Consider the following 17,296-nt stretch of genomic DNA (forward strand, 5'->3'; position numbering starts at 1 on the left):
GAACCGATCATTTATGAACCGATTCATCACCACTCTGAAGAATATATTCTCAATAGAAGAGTTGAGAACCCGTATTCTTAATACTCTATTGTTCATCACGGTGTTTCGTCTGGGTACGCACATAGTGCTTCCTGGCGTTGATCCGGATCGCTTAAATCTGAACCCTTCTGGGTTATTAGGTCTACTGGATACATTCCTGGGAGGAGCCTTCAGTAACGCATCCATTTTTGCACTGGGTATTATGCCGTACATTTCGGCATCTATTGCTATTCAGCTGCTTACTCTGGCGTTACCGTACTTCCAGAAAATGCAGAAAGAGGGTGAGTCAGGTCGTAAAAAGCTGAATCAGATCACACGTATATTGACCATATTCGTTACGGCAGTACAAGCGTTAACCTATTTGCAGACTACGATTCCGGCTGAAGCTTTACTGATAGACCGTGGATTCTTTACCATCTCGTCTGTATTTATCTTAACTGCTGGTACAATTTTCTGTATGTGGTTGGGCGAGCGAATTACAGACAAAGGTATTGGTAATGGAATTTCCATGCTGATTATGATCGGTATTGTATCCCGTTTCCCAGGTTCTATTGCTGGGGAGGCTATGTCCAGGGGAACGTCGGGACTGTTGATCTTTGTTCTGGAACTGGTTGCTCTTTACTTTGTGGTGATGGGTGCCGTGTTGCTGACTCAGGCGGTACGTCGAATTCCTATTCAGTATGCCAAGCAGGTAGTTGGTAATAAAGTTGTAGGTGGACAGCGTCAATATCTGCCGCTTAAGCTAAATGCGGCCGGTGTAATGCCGATCATCTTTGCCCAGGCGTTGATGTTCGTTCCAGCGTTTATGGCTGGATTGTTCGCTGAAAAGAGTGACTTTGCGGCTAACATACAGAGTGTTTTTCAGACATATACCTCATGGCAATATAATCTGTTGTTTGCCTTTCTGATCATCGTCTTCACTTTCTTCTATACAGCTATTTCGGTAAACCCGAATCAAATCGCTGACGATATGAAGCGGAGTGGAGGTTTTATTCCGGGGGTCAAACCAGGCATACAAACATCAGAGTATATCGGCACCGTTCTGGATCATATTACCTTGCCCGGTGCTATTATGCTGGCAGTCGTAGCTATTTTACCGGCCATTGCAAACCTGCTTGGTATGACCAGTGGTTTTGCGCAGTTCTTTGGTGGGACATCGCTGCTGATCATGGTTGGTGTTGTATTGGATACACTTCAGCAAGTTGAAAGTTATCTGCTAATGCGCCGGTACGAAGGTTTGATGAAGTCTGGTCGGGTAAAAGGCCGCACCGAGAGTGTGGCTGCCTGAAGTCAGAAGGCACCATGATATATTTTAAAAGTGATCAGGAAATCGAGCTGATCAGAATTAGTGGAGATCTGCTGGGTCGGGCTCATGCCGAAGTGGCAAAGGTAATCCGGCCTGGCATTACTACACTGGAACTCGATAGGGTAGCAGAAACGTTTATAAGAGATAACGGCGGTATTCCTTCTTTTAAAGGATACAATAAGTTTCCCGCTTCGCTTTGTATTTCCGTAAACGATGTAGTAGTGCATGGTATTCCTGGTCGCTATGAATTGCAGGAAGGGGATATTATCTCTATTGACTGTGGCGTTCAGCTAAACGGGTATCATAGCGATAGTGCCTATACCTACCCAATCGGTGAAATTAGCTCAGGTATCCGAAAGTTGCTTGTTCGCACGAAAGAGTCCCTTTACCTGGGAATCGATAAGGCAGTAGAGGGCAGTCGGATAGGCGATATAGGCTATGCGGTGCAATCGTATGTGGAGCATTTTGGCTACTCGGTTGTCCGGGAATTAGTTGGGCATGGTGTAGGCAAAAGCCTGCATGAGAGTCCAGAGGTTCCGAACTACGGTCGCCGGGGTCAGGGCCCTAAATTGAAAGAGGGCATGGTATTGGCGATTGAACCGATGGTTAACTTTGGCCGTAAAGGTATCATTCAGGAGCGAGATGGCTGGACTATTCGGACCGCCGACCGAAAGCCTTCCGCTCATTATGAACATACGGTAGCCGTTCGTAAAGGCAAGCCTGAGATCTTGACTACGTTCAAGTACATCGAAGAGGTAACGGCTAATACGAATATGGCAATAACAATGAACGAAAAAACGGCGGCTTAATCCTGATATGGCAAAACAATCATCGATTGAACAGGACGGCACTATTGTAGAGGCACTTTCAAATGCGATGTTCCGGGTAGAACTGGAAAACAAGCATGAAGTGATTGCGCACATCTCCGGTAAGATGCGAATGAATTACATCAAGATTTTACCAGGTGACCGCGTAAAGCTGGAAATGTCGCCTTATGATTTGAGTAAAGCACGAATTGTGTATCGGTATAAATAATTTACTGACCATGAAAGTCAAAGCATCGATCAAGAAACGCAGTGAAGACTGCAAAGTGATCCGGCGTAAAGGAAAACTTTACGTGATTAACAAGAAAAACCCCAGGTACAAACAAAGACAAGGATAATCGTCTATGGCACGGATTGCAGGTGTTGATATTCCGGATCGGAAACGGGGCGAGATTGCGCTCACGTACATTTTCGGCATCGGCCGGAGCTCAGCTAAGAAAATCTTATCGGGCGCTGGTGTCGATGTAAATAAGAAAGTAAGTGAGTGGAACGACGAAGAGTCAGGTGCTGTTCGTTCGATCATCGCTAATGAGTACAAAGTAGAAGGTGCACTGAAATCAGAAGTGCAGCTGAACATCAAACGATTGATGGACATTGGTTCTTATCGTGGTTTGCGTCACCGGAAAGGTCTTCCTGTCCGTGGTCAGAAGACGAAGAACAACTCTCGTACCCGGAAAGGTAAGCGTAAGACAGTTGCTAATAAGAAGAAAGCAACGAAGTAATAAGTAGGCAGGTGCAGAAGGCAGTATGCAGAGTTTGCCTGCTGCCGACTGAATACTGCAAACTATTTTTACAACAATGGCTCAAGCAAAACGCAAAGACAAAGCGAAAAAAAGAGTAGTAGTTGTTGAGCAGGTAGGCCAGGTACATATCAAGGCTACCTTCAACAACATCATCATATCGGTTACCAACATGAATGGTCAGGTGATTTCCTGGGCATCAGCCGGTAAGATGGGCTTCAGAGGATCGAAGAAAAACACGCCTTATGCAGCGCAGACAGCTGCCCAGAACTGTGCACAGGTAGCGCATGATCTCGGGATGAGGAAAGCAGAAGTATTTGTGAAAGGTCCCGGCGCTGGTCGCGAATCAGCAATCCGGACTATTCAGAACACGGGTATTGAAGTGACTTCGATCCGTGATATTACTCCGCTGCCTCATAACGGATGCCGTCCGCCGAAGCGCCGTCGCGTATAATCGTATTTTTCAATCGACTGTAGCAATGAATACGGACAGGCGACATTTGGTTGTGTCTGTCCATGCAGGTCACATTATTCATTCTTTTAGTACAAATGGCACGTTACACTGGACCAAAAGCCAAAATTTCGCGCAAGTTTGGAGAGCCGATCTTAGGCCCAAGCAAAGCGCTTCAAAAAAAGAATTACGCTCCGGGCATGCACGGACGCGGCCGGAAGCGGAAGCAATCGGAATACGCGCAGCAGCTGCTGGAGAAGCAGAAAGTTAAATATATCTACGGAGTTCTGGAACGCCAGTTCCGGAACATTTTCCATCGGGCCGCTGTTAAAGAGGGAATTACCGGTGAGAACTTGCTCAAATTCTGCGAAGCCCGTCTGGATAATACTATCTACCGCCTGGGTATTGCGCCGACTCGTCGCGCTGCTCGTCAGCTGGTAACTCATAAGCATATTGTAGTGGATGGAGAGGTTGTAAACATACCATCGTATTCACTGCGTCCGGGCCAAGTTATAAGTGTTCGCGAAAAATCTAAGTCTCTGGAAGCCATTACTACCAGCCTGTCAGCACGTAATGTGAAGCGTTACAACTGGCTGGAGTGGGATAATCAGCAATATACGGGAAAGTTTATCAGCTACCCCGAACGTGATCAGATTCCGGAGAATGTCAACGAGCAGTTGATCGTCGAATTGTATTCGAAGTAATTCAGGGGGCAGAACTCAACCGGGTTCTGCTACTTTATGCCATATTGCTGGAATCATTCACTCCATTGGCAGAAAACTGCTGTAAAAACAAAAACGTATGTCAATATTAGCTTTCCAAATGCCCGACAAAGTCGTAATGGAAAAATCCGACGACTTTCACGGTGTGTTTGAGTTTAAGCCTCTCGAAAAGGGTTACGGTGTAACGATTGGTAATGCGCTCCGGCGGATTCTGCTGTCGTCGCTGGAAGGCTACGCTATAACAAGCGTTAAGTTTCCGGGCGTACTGCATGAGTTTTCGTCGATTGAGGGCGTTGTAGAAGACGTGACAGAGATCATTCTGAACCTGAAAATGGTTCGTTTCAAGAAGATTTCCGACATGATCGACAACAAGATTACGGTTACTATAAAGAACTCGCCGGTTTTGAAGGCGGGTGATATATCAAAGTTCTCGGCATCATTTGAGGTTCTGAATCCTGAACTGGAGATCTGCCACCTGGATGATACCCGTGAACTAGAGATGGAAATCATTGTGGAGAAAGGTCGGGGTTATATACCGGCTGACGAACCGCGTGCCAATGAATTGCCATTCGGGCACATCCCTATTGATGCCATCTACACGCCTATTAAGAATGTTCGCTACAGCGTAGAAAATACGCGGGTTGAGCAGAAGACTGACTATGAGCGTCTGTTGCTGGATATCGAGACTGATGGTTCGATTCACCCGGAAGAGGCTTTGAAAGGTGCTGCCCACATTTTGATTCAGCACTTCATGCTGTTCTCTGACCAGACAATGACCTTCGAAACCGCTAAGCCGGAAGAAGACAACGTGGTGGATGAAGAGATGCTGCATATGCGTAAGCTGCTGAAGACACCACTATCTGACCTCGATCTCTCTGTGCGCGCTTATAACTGTCTGAAATCGGCAGATGTGCGGACGCTGGGCGATCTGGTAAGACTGGAAATTTCAGATATGATGAAGTTCCGTAACTTTGGTAAAAAGTCACTGACGGAGCTTGAGCAACTTGTTGCAGAGAAAGGTCTGACGTTCGGAATGGACGTTGCCAAATACAGACTGGAAGAGGACTAAATGAAGGTTTTGGTTAGTAGGCAGGTTGGGAAACTATGCTGTGCTGGCCCTGATTCTAAAAAACAATGAGACACGGAAAGAAAGATAATCACCTGAGCCGTACGCACTCGCACCGGGAAGCGATGCTGTCGAATATGGCCTCTTCGCTTATTCTGCACAAGCGTATTGAAACGACTCTGGCAAAAGCGAAAGAACTACGGAAATACGTAGAACCAATCCTGACACGGGCGAAAGATGATACGTATCAGAATCGGCGGATTGTGTTCAAGTACCTAAATAACAAAGAGACGATGAAAGAGCTCTTTGGTAATGTAGCCGATAAAATTGCAAGTCGTCCGGGTGGTTACACACGCATCATCAAGCTGGGTAACCGCGCTGGTGATAATGCGGAAACCTGCCTGATGGAATTGGTAGATTTCAACGAAGCGCTGCTGACAGCAACCCCTGAGAAAGCTACCCGTACTCGCCGGAGCCGTCGTGGTGGTCGCAAGGCAGAAGGCACTGAAGCCGCTGCTCCTGCGGCAACGGTAGCCGCGCCAGCTACTGAGGCACCTGCTGCTGACGTGGTGGCAGAGGAGCCTGCGGCAGTCGACACGACACAAGAGGCTCAACCGACCGCTGAAGCTGCTCCTGAAGCTTCGGCAGACGAAACGACAAATACGGACGATAACGCAGCCGACGAGTCGAAGCAGAGCTAATGAGTTATTTTCTTACTAATTACAGGAGGGGTTAACCGTAAGGTTTAGCCCCTTTTTTTTAACCAATAAACAAACATCAGGCGACACATGAATCTTACGCAGCGGGAGGCATTACTAGTCTTGCAGGATGGTGCGGTCTTTAAAGGCTTGGCACTGGGAAAAATTGGTACAGCCGGCGGAGAGATCTGCTTTAATACCGGCATGACGGGGTATCAGGAAATTTATACGGACCCTTCTTACTACGGCCAGGTAATTGTCAATACAACCTCACATATAGGCAATTACGGAGTACAACTTCACTCAGAAGAGGAATCAGATGGTGTAAAGATTATGGGCATGGTATGCAATTATTTTTCGCCTATTCACTCCCGCCATACTGCCGATGGTTCCCTGCAGGATTATTTTGAAAAAGCCAATATTGTAGGCATACATGGGGTAGACACCCGGCAATTGGTGCGGCATATTCGGGATAAGGGCGTTATGAACTGCATCATCTCTTCTGAAATTCTGGACCCAGAAGCGTTGCTGGTTGAACTTAATAAAGTACCTGATATGGAAGGACTGGAGCTAGCGTCAACCGTATCAACACAAAACACCTACGAAGTTGGTAACGAAGATGCCCGGTATAAAGTAGCCGTGCTGGATTTGGGTATCAAAAAGAGCATTCTGACCAATCTGGCCAGCCGGGGTATATATTGTAAGGTATTCCCGGCGAAAACGCCTTTCGCTGAACTGGCTGCCTGGAATCCGGATGGATTCTTTATTTCCAATGGCCCTGGTGACCCAGCCGCTATGCCGTATGCGGTAGAGACCGTAAAGCAGGCGCTGGACACTGAGAAGCCATTGTTTGGAATCTGTCTGGGACATCAAATCCTATCGCTGGCTAGTGGCATATCTACCTACAAAATGCATAATGGTCACCGTGGCCTGAATCACCCGGTAAAGAATCTGATTACCGGACGCTGTGAAGTGACTTCCCAAAACCACGGTTTTGCTGTAAAAGCTGATGAGTTACAGGACCATAGTCATGTAGCAGTGACTCACCTCAACCTGAATGACAAAACCATTGAAGGGATTCGTCGTAAAGATAAACCAGCGTTTTCGGTGCAGTACCACCCGGAGGCTTCACCTGGGCCGCACGATTCGCACTACCTGTTTGACGACTTCATTAAGTTAATTAAACAGGCCTAAAAAGTAGCCGGGATTTTGTTACTTTGTGCCCGTACATAGCTAATTCCTGCTCCTTCGCAGGCAGCCGGCAAATTATATTTTCAGTATAGTTAATAACCCCACAATAGACGCAATGAGTACCATTCAAAGCATTCATGCCAGACAGATTCTGGATTCAAGAGGCAATCCAACCGTTGAAGTTGATGTACGTACCGAACATGGCTTTCTGGGCCGGGCGGCTGTACCATCCGGCGCTTCAACGGGAACCCACGAGGCTGTTGAGCTGCGCGATAACGATGATAAAGTGTACGTCGGAAAAGGCGTATTAAAGGCAGTTTCGAACGTCAATGAGTTAATTTTTCCAGAACTGGTTGGCTTGTCGGTCTTCGAGCAGGGTGTGATTGACCGAATCATGCTGGAGCTGGATGGTACCCAAAATAAAGGTCGACTGGGCGCTAATGCTATTCTGGGTGTATCAATGGCGGTGGCCAAGGCTGCGGCTCAGGAAGCAGGGCTGCCGTTGTACCGTTACGTTGGTGGGGTAAACGCCAATACCCTGCCTGTGCCGATGATGAACATCCTGAACGGTGGTAGTCACGCTGATAATTCTATCGATTTTCAGGAGTTCATGGTGATGCCGGTCAATGCCAGCAGCTTCTCTGAGGCACTCCGGATGGGAACTGAAGTATTCCATACCCTGAAGAAGGTGTTGAAGTCAAAAGGTCTCTCCACAAACGTGGGGGATGAAGGTGGTTTTGCGCCGAACATCCAATCGAACGAGGAGGCCATTCAGGTGGTGCTACAAGCCATTGAGAAAGCAGGGTACCGGCCGGGCGAAGACATCTTCATCGCCATGGATGCGGCCGCTTCTGAATTCTACGATGCCGACGCTGGTCAGTATCATTTCAAAAAGTCAACCGGCGACAAGCTGACTTCTTCGCAGATGGCCAATTACTGGAAAGAGTGGTGCGACAAGTATCCGATCCTTTCCATTGAAGATGGTATGGGCGAAGATGACTGGGCCGGCTGGAAAGAAACAACAGAACAACTTGGTAAGAGAATCCAGCTCGTAGGTGACGACCTATTCGTTACCAACGTAACCCGGGTGCAGAAGGGTATTGATGAAGGTATCGCTAACGCCGTTCTGGTGAAGGTAAACCAGATTGGCTCGTTGTCAGAAACCATCGATACCGTAAATCTGGCGAAGCGGAACTCTTACAAGAACATCATGTCGCACCGCTCGGGCGAGACCGAAGATGCAACTATTGCCGATCTGGCGGTAGCTTTAAATACGGGTCAAATCAAAACCGGGTCTGCCTCACGGTCTGATCGGATGGCGAAATACAATCAATTACTTCGTATCGAAGAGGAATTAGGTGAAATGGCATACTTCCCCGGTAAGAAATTTTAGTCTGCAGTAGGCAGATGGCAGTAGGCAGAAGAGAAGCAGTACCCTGCTTTTATCTCTGGCTACTGCTAACTGCCCACTGCCAACTTTACGGCTATGTGGCAGCGGCTTCTTCATTATGGCAGGAATTTTTATGTAGCCTCCGGATTGGGGCTACTGGGTTGGGTCTTGTTTTTTGATGCAAACGACCTGGTGTCCCAAACGCGCCATTGGCTCAAAGTCCGGGAGCTGGAAAATGAACGAGCGTATTACGAGCAAAAGATTGATGAGGTAAAGGCGCAACGGAAAGAGATTTTAGGTAACGACCGGCGCCTGGAGAAATTTGCCCGTGAGAAATACCTCATGAAGAAATCGACCGAAACGGTGTACGTCATTGTCGACGAAACTAACGAACCGATTGAGAAGTAAGTGCGATAAGGCTGTTGCACTGTCTGATCGGAAATGCTTACCGTAATCTGCTTACTGCCTGGTAAAATGATAAGTGTTCTGTTTGTTTGCTTAGGCAATATATGCCGGTCTCCCGTGGCAGAGGGCATCTTCCGAATGCTGGTTGAGGAGTACGGTTTCGGTAACCAGATTACCTGTGATTCGGCGGGTACATCATCGTACCACATTGGTGACTTACCCGACCGGCGCACGCGCGAAAATGCGCTGGAGCATGGCCTCAAATTGACCCATCGTGCCCGGCGTATGACCGGCGAAGATCTGGCTCAGTTTGATTATCTGGTCGCAATGGATGAAGCCAACTTCGGGGCTATTCAAAACCTTAGCCATCGGAGCCTGGGCTTGTATAGCGATGAGAATACCTTTCTGCTGCGTGAATTTGACCCTGAGGTCAATGACGAGCCCAACGTCCCGGACCCCTACTACGAAGATGCCGAAGTATTTGAGCAGGTCTATCAAATCGTGCACCGCTGTTGTCTCCAGTTTTTAACGTACCTCATAGAGCGGCATGAGCTGATTCCCGCCAGTGATTCCCCCTCTACGTCAACTGTTGTAAGAAATTGAACAAGAAAGTAATTCTGATGATCCTCGACGGCTGGGGCATTGCCCAGAAGCCCGAAGTATCGGCAATTGATAAGGCCGATACCCCCTTCTACGACTCTTTGCTGCTCCAGTACCCGCACAGCCGGCTGGATGCTTCCGGTTTGGCCGTTGGTCTGCCCAAAGGTCAAATGGGTAACTCGGAGGTAGGGCATATGAATCTCGGAGCCGGACGAATTGTGTACCAGGATCTGGTTAAAATTAATAAAGCAGTTGAGGACCATACCCTTGATGCTGACCCTACATTGACCGATGCCCTTAGCTATGCTAAACAGGAAGGCAAACCGGTCCACTTCATTGGCCTGGTCTCTGATGGTGGCGTACACTCACACATTGACCACCTGAAAGGACTGTGTTCCATTGCCCAGGCAAAAGGTCTGACCAACGTTTATGTTCATGCGTTTACCGATGGCCGCGATACCGACCCCCGCAGCGGCATTGGCTTCCTGAAAGAGCTTCAGCAGCATATGGCGTCTTCTACTGGGCAAGTTGCCAGCATCATCGGTCGCTACTACGCCATGGATCGGGATAACCGCTGGGAACGCGTAAAACTGGCTTATGATGCCATGGTAAAGGGATTTGGTGTGCATACCCAGGACCCGCTCGCGGCCGTTGAAGAATCATACGACCACGGAGCAACCGATGAGTTTATCAAACCGATCATTGCAACAAAACCCGATGGCTCACCCGTGGCAACAATTCAGTCGGGTGATGTAGTTATTTGCTTTAATTTTCGCACGGACCGCGGCCGTGAGATTACGCAGGCCCTGACGCAGCGGGATTTTCCGGAGCAGGATATGCATAAGCTGAATCTGTACTATGTGACTCTGACGAATTACGATAACGACTTTGTCGGGGTGAAGGTGATATTTGACAAGGATAATTTACAGAATACCCTGGGGGAGGTCGTGTCGGTTGCGGGGCGGAAGCAGATACGGATCGCAGAAACCGAGAAGTACCCCCACGTTACCTTCTTTTTTTCCGGTGGACGGGAAGAACCATTCGAAGGGGAAACACGAATCTTATGTCCTTCTCCAAAAGTGGCGACGTATGATCTGAAACCGGAGATGAGCGCCTACGACATTCGCGACGCCATTGTGAAGGCGCTACAAAGCGAGGAACCGGATTTTATCTGCCTGAACTTTGCCAATACCGACATGGTTGGCCATACCGGCGATTTTATGGCCGCTGTCAAAGCCGCAGAGACGGTGGATGCCTGTGCGAAAGACGTTGTAATCACGGGTCTGGAACATGGGTATACGGCCATTATTATTGCCGATCACGGTAACGCCGATTACATGATCAATGAAGACGGGACGCCTAATACGGCACATACTACCAATCTGGTTCCCTGTATTCTGGTCGATCAGGAGTACCACCCGCGTCTGCAGGACGGTAAGCTCGCCGATATTGCGCCAACAATTCTGTATCTGATGGGTATTGAGCAGCCTATGGAGATGACGGGCGAGAACCTGATTCTGGCGGGCCAGTAAACTCATTACAAAAAATTGGTGTTGGAACCATCGGTGATGTTCTCTTTCGTAACGCGCCCTCCGTTCACCAGCGGGGGGTGACTTTTTTCCCATGAAGCAAGTCTTTGCCCTAGTCAGCCTTTTCCTATTCATCGCGGCCTGCAACAATCCGGCGCAGCAAACACAAGCCAATCGTTATTATGACGTAGCCGGCTATATCCAGCGGCAAATCGACACCCTGGCTCAGCGGAAGCCAACGGTCATAAAGCGGTTATTGGTAGAAGGGCAGGTAAATCAGAAACGGGTAGATGACATTAACTGGATTAAGGAACTGGAGCTCTTTCTGCAGGCCGATATAAACAAGCCAGCTTATCGTAATAGCTACCTGATTAGCAAACCTGATTCGCTTACGGTGCAATATAAGCTGAAAGCCGGCGAAAAGCTGCCGGTACATGCGTTAACGGTAGTGCTGGACTCGCTCTATCAGAAGCCAAGTCGTATTGAAGCTTTACTTGTTACCGACAATCCCCTATATCAGTCAGAACGGCGGCTGTTGCTGGAGAGCAGTGTCAGTCCGGACCAGAAATGGCAATTGAACCATTACCGCATTGATGGCTTTCAGCAGTTGACCTTCTTTGATAGAAAAGATTTCTCGGTAGAAGGGAGAGTTCTGAGTAGGCAGTAAGCAGTATGCAATTGGCAGGGGGTATACAGCTTCTGCCTACTGCAATCTGCCCCCTGCTTACTTAATAATCGCCCCCGGCACCACCCCCGCCGAAGCTGCCGCCACCGAAGCCTCCAAAGCCCCCCCCGCCGAAACCGCCTCCGCCACCCCAGTTGCCCGAGGAACTACCCCAGCCGGAGAAAGTGGTGTATGGAAAGAACCAGCCCCCGCCCCCCCGTCGGCCTCCGAAGCCGCTACCACCACCCCGATTTCGCCGACTGATGATAAACAGGATCACGATGAACACCAGAATAATAAAGAAGAACGAGCCTCCGCCTGCCCCGTCTTCAGCCTGGGTGCCGTCGGATTTGTATTCTCCACTGGCCCGGCGGATGATTTCTGTGGTGGCTTGGTCTAATCCCTGGTAATATTGCTCCTGCCGGAAATTAGGAACGATAATGTCGCTGATAATGCGTTTGGCAATAGCATCGGGGATAGCGCCCTCCAGGCCGTAACCGGTAGCAATAAATACTTTACGGGTGCTGGTCGCCCAGCAGAGGACCAGGCCATTGTTCTTTCCCTCCTGCCCAACGCCCCACTTCCGGCCAACCTGAAAGGCGTAGTCGCCGATAGGATACGGTTCCGTGGTCTGAACAATAACAACGGCAATCTGGGTAGAGGTTGAGTCGTTGTAGGTCTTGAGCTTTTGTTCGAGCTGCGCCCGCTCACTGGGATTCAGAATACCAACAAAGTCATTGACCAGCCGGGGGGGATTGGGTCGGTCGGGTATGTTATCCTGCGCGAGAACCGTTAGCGAAATCAGAAAAAGCAGCAGTGTCGCAAGCCAGCGGTAGGTAGTGTATGTCAATTGGAGGTGGGTCATTTAAACGAAATTTCGTCGGATAGCTCGTTGGAGTCGTCGTGGGCACGGGGAAAAAACTGCTTCAACTGCCGGCCGGCTTCATCGATACCCCGACACAACCCTTCTGCATAATCGCCGGCGGCAAAGTGCATCCGCAGCAACTCCCTGGTGCTGTCCCAGAAACCTGCCGGTACGCGTTCATTGATGCCTTTGTCGCCGATAATGGCAAATTTCCGGTCTTCAGTCGCCAGGTAAAACAACACGCCGTTTTGCTCGGCCGTCTGGTGCATACCTAAATTACCAAAGACTTCAATGGCTCTTTTTACCGGATTCTCTTCGGTACATTTCTTTTCAATATGCACCCGAATTTCGCCCGATGTAGCCAGTTCGGCTTCCCGGATGACAGCAATGATACGTTGCTGCTGTTCAGCGGTAAAAAGATTTATGGCTGACATAGGAACGATTAGTGAAGAGAGAACAATGCAGATGAGAAGGAACGCCCTTATTCACCTACATTGCTCATTGACCATTAAAACTGGACCGTCGGTGCTTGCTGAGCAGCGGCTGAGGCTTCAAAGAATCCGCGTTGCTGGAATCCAAAGATGCCGGCAAAGATATTGTTCGGGAACGTTCGTACGGATTGGTTATAGTCTCGTACAGACGTATTGAAGTCATTACGGGCCACCGCAATGCGGTTTTCGGTACCTTCCAGCTGGGCCTGTAGTTCAGAGAAGTTCTGGGTAGCCTTAAGCTGGGGGTAGTTTTCGGCTACTGCCAATAGCCGGGACAAGGCCCCGCCGAGCTGTTGCTGCGCCTGCTGGAAACGGGCTACGTTTTCGGGGGTCAACTGGTCGGCGTTTAATTGGATCGAAGTGGCTTTGGCCCGAGCTTCGATAACGGCCGTTAAGGTGCTTTTTTCGAAATTCGCCACCCCCTGTACTGTCCGGACAAGGTTGGGTATAAGATCAGCCCGGCGCTGGTATTGTGTTTGCACGGCCGCCCACTTTTCCTGAACGTTTACGTCTTTCTGTACCATTCCATTGTACGTGCTGCAGCCGAAGAAGCCGAAAACCAGCGCCAGTACAACAATAATAATTAAGGCTCTTGACATGGTCTTAGATAGAGTTATTGGTTAAGCAAATCTGCCCAAAACTAAAGATAAGTCTGAACAAATATACATGAATGGAAGATTTCCTTGCTGGTCACTTCCTGCGACGGAAGACCGGCAAAGGATAATCCTTTTCTATAACAACCCATTAGACTTCTTGTTCTGTTGTGGGCGTCAGGAGCCTGATTTGCGGAAGACGATACAAAGGGAATACCTTATTTCTGCTCGTTCAGATCCCAGTTATAATCCATATAGGAAATCCGGGTGTTTTTGTCAATTTTGGTATTGGCATACCGGTTAACCCAGTATTCTACAGATTTATTGTTGTCGTTCCAATCCATCCGGTACCAGTTAAAGAGCTGCGACAGACTGGCCTGTCCTTTTTTGACGTTGTTGCGTGCCGGATTATTTAGAAAATCCCGGCCCTGGTCATCCATCTGCCGCTCGAGTTTATCCGCCGTGTAGGCTTCATTACGCAAACGCGGGCAGGAGACGGCCGCGCAGACCAGCACAAAATGGATACGGGGGTCGTTGTACTTCTTCCGCAGAATGTCGTGCTCAATATTGTTCAGGTCGTACTCCTGCCCACCGATCTTAATAAACTCAATATCCCAGGGGGTATTCACAAACGGGATCTTGATCTTAGAGCCAATGTCTTTAATACTTTTTACCGGATAATTATCCAGAATAAGCTGGATGGTGTAGGCGTTATAGGCATTGATCCAATAGGCCATCTGCTCCTGGCGGCTCCATTTATCAGAAGGTGGATTTTTGCTGAGCAAATCAAGGTACCTCTTTAGCTCTTTTTCGTCTTTTTTAAAACCTTTGTAGTCGACAAGGCCGCGTTCATTAACGTGTTCCTTAAGCAGCTGACTCCAGAGGCTATGATCAACTACATCGGGTTTTGTCGGGAACCGAAAGGCGGAGGTAGTCATCAGTAGCAGGATTACCAGACCTGCCAGTGCATTATAGTGTTTCATTTAATTCAGGTTTTTAAGTATTTGCGCAAACCAGGCCCTGCTTATTTTACGTCGTTGTCGGGCCCTTGACATCCAAACAGAAGCTATGAATCTTGACCTTACCGGCAAAACTGCTATCGTCTGCGGCAGTACCCAGGGCATCGGCAAAGCATCGGCCGTAGAACTCGCCTTACTAGGTGCGAATGTAACACTCTTTGCCCGAAACGAGGAAACGCTTAAAAAGGTGGTACAGGAACTGAATACCAGCAAAGGGCAGGCTCACCGGTATATCGTCGCCGATTTTGCCCAACCGGATCAGGTAAAAGACGCCATTGACCTATACCTGATCGCGTTTCCGGAAGTACATATTCTGATCAACAACACGGGAGGTCCGGCAGGCGGGCCACTTATCGACGCGCAGCCGGAAGCTTTTAGCCAGACATTTGCCGCTCACCTGATTAATAACCAGAATCTGGTACAGGCGGTGGTACCGGCTATGAAAAAAGCCGGGTATGGCCGTATTGTCAACATAATTTCCACGTCTGTCAAGCAGCCGATTGTTGGTCTTGGCGTGTCGAATACTATTCGGGGGGCGGTGGCGCAATGGGCTAAGACCTTATCACTGGAGATTGCACGGGAGGGAATAACGGTGAATAACGTACTGCCCGGTTATACGCGTACGGCTCGCCTGGATTCGTTGCTGACCGCGCGGGCTAAAGCTCAGCATAAATCAGAGGAAGAGATGGCGCGGCAGCTGGAGTCGGAGATTCCAATGGGTCGGTTTGCTACGGCCGAAGAAGTAGCGGCCGCCGTTGCTTTTTTATGCACACCAGCGGCCGCTTCAATTAATGGAATCAATGTTCCCGTCGATGGGGGGAAGACGGGGAGCCTTTAAGCTGCTACCCCCTCTTTCAGCTTCTCTGCATTTTCAGCAATGCGGAGTTGCTCGATGAATTCGTCGATGCCACCGTCCATGACCGCCGGCAGGTTGTAGACCGTCAGGCCGATGCGGTGGTCGGTGACGCGGCTTTGGGGGTAGTTGTACGTCCGGATCTTGTCAGAACGGTCGCCACTGCCCACCATTGACTTGCGCTGCGACGAGATGGCGTCGTTATGCTTCTGCAGTTCGATCTCGTACAGACGGGACCGAAGTACCGTCAGCGCTTTTTCCATGTTCTTGATCTGCGAACGTTCATCCTGGCACTGCACCACCAGACCCGACGGCAGGTGCGTCAACCGCACGGCAGAGTACGTGGTGTTTACGGACTGACCACCTGCACCCGACGAACAGAAGGTATCTTTGCGAACGTCGTTCATGTTGATTTCTACGTCCACTTCTTCCGCTTCCGGCAAGACAGCTACGGTAGCGGCCGAGGTATGAATACGCCCCTGCGATTCGGTAGCCGGTACGCGCTGAACCCGGTGAACGCCGGATTCAAACTTCAGTTTGCCGTACACATCTTCGCCTTCAACCTGGCAGATAATTTCCTTATAGCCGCCCGAGGTACCTTCCGTAAAGTCCATCAGCGACATACGCCAGCCCATTTTATCGCAATAGCGCTGGTACATCCGATAGATGTCACCGGCGAAGATGGAGGCTTCGTCGCCACCCGTACCGGCCCGGATTTCCAGAATAACGTTCTTGCTGTCGTTCGGGTCTTTGGGCGTCAGCATATCTTTCAGCGTCTCCTCCAGCGATTCCCGGCGGGGCAGCAGTTCATCCAGTTCGGCTTTGGCCAGTTCGCGGAAATCCTCATCCTTCTCGGTCGCTATGATTTCTTTCGCGTTGTCGATTTCGGCCAGCAGTTGTTTGTATGCCTGGTATTGTTGAACAATCTTCTCCAGGTCTTTATATTCTTTGCTGATCTTCATGAAACGCTTCTGGTCCGAGACGATCTCAGGCTGTACAATCTGCTGAGATACCTCATTAAAGCGTTCACGAATGGATTCTAACTGCTCAATCATATTCTTGTAAGACGTTAGCGAGTTGGACATCAGACGTTAGACGGAGCGGTTCACAAACGAAATCTATAGTCAAACGTCCAGTGTCGTATTTATGACAAAAGTACAAAATTCTGATGGTTCGGTAACGGGGGTAGATATACCTTTGTTATACGCTTTACAGACCTATTAAGTTCCTGTCGATGAACCGCTGCATAACGCTCTTTACACTACTGACGCTGCTGGCTGCCTGCAACACAGACCGGATTCAATACTCCGACAAACTGAAGCAGGAAATGGCCGATAAAAAAGTAAAACGGGTAACGGCTGTCCAGATGAATGAGGCTGTTGATGAATGGGGGCAGCAGATTGCCAACGTTGCCCAGACTGAGCTGACGGCTAAACTGAAACAGGCCGGGACCACCGCCCAACCGGCAGAACTATGCCAGTTGCAAACATTGCCCAAAACGCAGGCTATTGCTAAGAAGTACGGCGTCACCGTCCGGCTGCTGGGCGCGGCTGATGTGAATAACCAGGCGCTGGCCGCTAAGGAGCGGGAGGTATTGGACGCGTATCTGTATAATGCTGAGAATAAGCTGCCCCAAACCAGCAATATTCAGCGGATTGGCGATACTCTGTTTGTCTACAATGCACCGGTTCCTGCGGAGAACCCCATTTGTCAGCAGTGTTTTACCGGACAGGCACAGCCACTGGCCGTCTGGCGCATCGCTTTTCCCAAGAAAGAGGTAATCCGGCATATCAGTACTAAAAAATAAGCGTGTTTACGTCAGTGGGCGTAGTACGATTTGCTATTTTAGA

Annotated in this window: 22 protein-coding genes; 17 read left to right on the forward strand and 5 right to left on the reverse strand. The window is 49.3% G+C overall.

The genetic code is table 11. From position 1 onward, the window contains the following. Positions 1-13: 13 nt before the first annotated feature. From secY to ABD949_RS27495, 15 genes are all read left to right on the forward strand, one after another. Positions 14-1,327, forward strand: a complete 1,314-nt coding sequence (gene secY, locus ABD949_RS27425; RefSeq protein ID WP_345249125.1) for a preprotein translocase subunit SecY — start codon at positions 14-16, stop codon at positions 1,325-1,327. A 14-nt stretch (positions 1,328-1,341) separates the two neighbouring features. Next, positions 1,342-2,154: a type I methionyl aminopeptidase gene (gene map, locus ABD949_RS27430; protein ID WP_345249127.1), complete on the forward strand. Its 813-nt coding sequence runs from the start codon at positions 1,342-1,344 to the stop codon at positions 2,152-2,154. A 7-nt stretch (positions 2,155-2,161) separates the two neighbouring features. Next, positions 2,162-2,380: a translation initiation factor IF-1 gene (infA, locus tag ABD949_RS27435; protein ID WP_345249131.1), complete on the forward strand. Its 219-nt coding sequence runs from the start codon at positions 2,162-2,164 to the stop codon at positions 2,378-2,380. A gap of 10 nt (positions 2,381-2,390) precedes the next feature. Next, entirely contained in the window at positions 2,391-2,507 is a 117-nt protein-coding gene (ykgO, locus tag ABD949_RS27440; protein WP_018618719.1) for a type B 50S ribosomal protein L36, read from the forward strand. Between the two features lie 6 nt (positions 2,508-2,513). Continuing rightward, positions 2,514-2,891: a 30S ribosomal protein S13 gene (gene rpsM, locus ABD949_RS27445; RefSeq protein WP_345249140.1), complete on the forward strand. Its 378-nt coding sequence runs from the start codon at positions 2,514-2,516 to the stop codon at positions 2,889-2,891. Between the two features lie 76 nt (positions 2,892-2,967). Next, positions 2,968-3,363, forward strand: coding sequence for a 30S ribosomal protein S11 (gene rpsK / locus ABD949_RS27450; protein WP_345249142.1), 396 nt, complete (start codon positions 2,968-2,970; stop codon positions 3,361-3,363). Between the two features lie 95 nt (positions 3,364-3,458). Beyond that, positions 3,459-4,064 carry a 30S ribosomal protein S4 gene (gene rpsD, locus ABD949_RS27455; RefSeq protein ID WP_345249144.1) on the forward strand — a complete coding sequence of 202 codons (606 nt, stop codon included), beginning with the start codon at positions 3,459-3,461 and terminating at the stop codon, positions 4,062-4,064. A gap of 97 nt (positions 4,065-4,161) precedes the next feature. Further along, positions 4,162-5,151, forward strand: coding sequence for a DNA-directed RNA polymerase subunit alpha (locus tag ABD949_RS27460; RefSeq protein WP_345249146.1), 990 nt, complete (start codon positions 4,162-4,164; stop codon positions 5,149-5,151). A 65-nt stretch (positions 5,152-5,216) separates the two neighbouring features. Then, positions 5,217-5,849: a 50S ribosomal protein L17 gene (rplQ, locus tag ABD949_RS27465; RefSeq protein WP_345249148.1), complete on the forward strand. Its 633-nt coding sequence runs from the start codon at positions 5,217-5,219 to the stop codon at positions 5,847-5,849. 87 nt (positions 5,850-5,936) lie between these two features. Continuing rightward, positions 5,937-7,040 (forward strand): glutamine-hydrolyzing carbamoyl-phosphate synthase small subunit, encoded by a 1,104-nt coding sequence (gene carA / locus ABD949_RS27470; protein ID WP_345249150.1) that lies wholly within the window; start codon positions 5,937-5,939, stop codon positions 7,038-7,040. A gap of 112 nt (positions 7,041-7,152) precedes the next feature. Beyond that, complete coding sequence (gene eno, locus ABD949_RS27475; protein WP_345249152.1) at positions 7,153-8,430, forward strand: phosphopyruvate hydratase; 1,278 nt, start codon at positions 7,153-7,155, stop codon at positions 8,428-8,430. 93 nt (positions 8,431-8,523) lie between these two features. After that, on the forward strand, positions 8,524-8,835 hold the full coding sequence (locus tag ABD949_RS27480) for an FtsB family cell division protein (RefSeq protein ID WP_345249154.1): 312 nt from the start codon (positions 8,524-8,526) through the stop codon (positions 8,833-8,835). Between the two features lie 66 nt (positions 8,836-8,901). After that, positions 8,902-9,435: a low molecular weight protein-tyrosine-phosphatase gene (locus ABD949_RS27485; protein WP_345249156.1), complete on the forward strand. Its 534-nt coding sequence runs from the start codon at positions 8,902-8,904 to the stop codon at positions 9,433-9,435. Continuing rightward, positions 9,432-10,964, forward strand: a complete 1,533-nt coding sequence (gene gpmI / locus ABD949_RS27490; RefSeq protein WP_345249158.1) for a 2,3-bisphosphoglycerate-independent phosphoglycerate mutase — start codon at positions 9,432-9,434, stop codon at positions 10,962-10,964. Before ABD949_RS27485 ends, gpmI begins: the two co-directional genes overlap by 4 nt. Before the next feature lie 91 nt (positions 10,965-11,055). After that, complete coding sequence (locus ABD949_RS27495; RefSeq protein WP_345249160.1) at positions 11,056-11,628, forward strand: hypothetical protein; 573 nt, start codon at positions 11,056-11,058, stop codon at positions 11,626-11,628. 61 nt (positions 11,629-11,689) lie between these two features. Here the strand turns inward: ABD949_RS27495 and ABD949_RS27500 are convergent, their stop codons facing one another. The 4 genes from ABD949_RS27500 to ABD949_RS27515 form a co-directional block, all read right to left on the reverse strand. Beyond that, positions 11,690-12,490, reverse strand: coding sequence for a TPM domain-containing protein (locus ABD949_RS27500; RefSeq protein ID WP_345249162.1), 801 nt, complete (start codon positions 12,488-12,490; stop codon positions 11,690-11,692). Further along, a complete protein-coding gene (locus ABD949_RS27505) occupies positions 12,487-12,924 on the reverse strand; it encodes a TPM domain-containing protein (RefSeq protein WP_345249163.1) in 438 nt (145 codons plus the stop codon). The genes ABD949_RS27500 and ABD949_RS27505 overlap by 4 nt, the downstream gene beginning before the upstream one ends. 74 nt (positions 12,925-12,998) lie before the next feature. Next, complete coding sequence (locus ABD949_RS27510; RefSeq protein ID WP_345249165.1) at positions 12,999-13,580, reverse strand: LemA family protein; 582 nt, start codon at positions 13,578-13,580, stop codon at positions 12,999-13,001. A 212-nt stretch (positions 13,581-13,792) separates the two neighbouring features. Further along, positions 13,793-14,557, reverse strand: a complete 765-nt coding sequence (locus ABD949_RS27515; RefSeq protein WP_425576815.1) for a DUF547 domain-containing protein — start codon at positions 14,555-14,557, stop codon at positions 13,793-13,795. A gap of 85 nt (positions 14,558-14,642) precedes the next feature. Here ABD949_RS27515 and ABD949_RS27520 point away from each other — a divergent pair, with 85 nt between their 5' ends. Beyond that, positions 14,643-15,431 (forward strand): SDR family oxidoreductase, encoded by a 789-nt coding sequence (locus tag ABD949_RS27520; protein WP_345249167.1) that lies wholly within the window; start codon positions 14,643-14,645, stop codon positions 15,429-15,431. Here ABD949_RS27520 and prfA read toward each other — a convergent pair. Next, positions 15,428-16,501, reverse strand: a complete 1,074-nt coding sequence (prfA, locus tag ABD949_RS27525; RefSeq protein ID WP_345249169.1) for a peptide chain release factor 1 — start codon at positions 16,499-16,501, stop codon at positions 15,428-15,430. The two genes, ABD949_RS27520 and prfA, sit on opposite strands and share 4 nt — an antisense overlap. 179 nt (positions 16,502-16,680) lie before the next feature. Between prfA and ABD949_RS27530 the strand changes: the two genes are divergently transcribed. Next, positions 16,681-17,253 (forward strand): hypothetical protein, encoded by a 573-nt coding sequence (locus ABD949_RS27530; protein ID WP_345249171.1) that lies wholly within the window; start codon positions 16,681-16,683, stop codon positions 17,251-17,253. The last annotated feature ends 43 nt before the right edge of the window (positions 17,254-17,296 follow it).

Source organism: Nibrella saemangeumensis (assembly GCF_039541915.1).
Lineage (GTDB): Bacteria > Bacteroidota > Bacteroidia > Cytophagales > Spirosomataceae > Nibrella > Nibrella saemangeumensis.

Bases quoted from the DNA above. Each gene is read 5' to 3' on its own strand.
- secY (WP_345249125.1), top strand. From the start codon at position 14: ATGAACCGATTCATCACCACTCTGAAGAATATATTCTCAATAGAAGAG.
- map (WP_345249127.1), top strand. From the start codon at position 1,342: ATGATATATTTTAAAAGTGATCAGGAAATCGAGCTGATCAGAATTAGT.
- infA (WP_345249131.1), top strand. From the start codon at position 2,162: ATGGCAAAACAATCATCGATTGAACAGGACGGCACTATTGTAGAGGCA.
- ykgO (WP_018618719.1), top strand. From the start codon at position 2,391: ATGAAAGTCAAAGCATCGATCAAGAAACGCAGTGAAGACTGCAAAGTG.
- rpsM (WP_345249140.1), top strand. From the start codon at position 2,514: ATGGCACGGATTGCAGGTGTTGATATTCCGGATCGGAAACGGGGCGAG.
- rpsK (WP_345249142.1), top strand. From the start codon at position 2,968: ATGGCTCAAGCAAAACGCAAAGACAAAGCGAAAAAAAGAGTAGTAGTT.
- rpsD (WP_345249144.1), top strand. From the start codon at position 3,459: ATGGCACGTTACACTGGACCAAAAGCCAAAATTTCGCGCAAGTTTGGA.
- ABD949_RS27460 (WP_345249146.1), top strand. From the start codon at position 4,162: ATGTCAATATTAGCTTTCCAAATGCCCGACAAAGTCGTAATGGAAAAA.
- rplQ (WP_345249148.1), top strand. From the start codon at position 5,217: ATGAGACACGGAAAGAAAGATAATCACCTGAGCCGTACGCACTCGCAC.
- carA (WP_345249150.1), top strand. From the start codon at position 5,937: ATGAATCTTACGCAGCGGGAGGCATTACTAGTCTTGCAGGATGGTGCG.
- eno (WP_345249152.1), top strand. From the start codon at position 7,153: ATGAGTACCATTCAAAGCATTCATGCCAGACAGATTCTGGATTCAAGA.
- ABD949_RS27480 (WP_345249154.1), top strand. From the start codon at position 8,524: ATGTGGCAGCGGCTTCTTCATTATGGCAGGAATTTTTATGTAGCCTCC.
- ABD949_RS27485 (WP_345249156.1), top strand. From the start codon at position 8,902: ATGATAAGTGTTCTGTTTGTTTGCTTAGGCAATATATGCCGGTCTCCC.
- ABD949_RS27495 (WP_345249160.1), top strand. From the start codon at position 11,056: ATGAAGCAAGTCTTTGCCCTAGTCAGCCTTTTCCTATTCATCGCGGCC.
- ABD949_RS27500 (WP_345249162.1), bottom strand. From the start codon at position 12,490: ATGACCCACCTCCAATTGACATACACTACCTACCGCTGGCTTGCGACA.
- ABD949_RS27505 (WP_345249163.1), bottom strand. From the start codon at position 12,924: ATGTCAGCCATAAATCTTTTTACCGCTGAACAGCAGCAACGTATCATT.
- ABD949_RS27510 (WP_345249165.1), bottom strand. From the start codon at position 13,580: ATGTCAAGAGCCTTAATTATTATTGTTGTACTGGCGCTGGTTTTCGGC.
- ABD949_RS27515 (WP_425576815.1), bottom strand. From the start codon at position 14,557: ATGAAACACTATAATGCACTGGCAGGTCTGGTAATCCTGCTACTGATG.
- ABD949_RS27520 (WP_345249167.1), top strand. From the start codon at position 14,643: ATGAATCTTGACCTTACCGGCAAAACTGCTATCGTCTGCGGCAGTACC.
- prfA (WP_345249169.1), bottom strand. From the start codon at position 16,501: ATGATTGAGCAGTTAGAATCCATTCGTGAACGCTTTAATGAGGTATCT.
- ABD949_RS27530 (WP_345249171.1), top strand. From the start codon at position 16,681: ATGAACCGCTGCATAACGCTCTTTACACTACTGACGCTGCTGGCTGCC.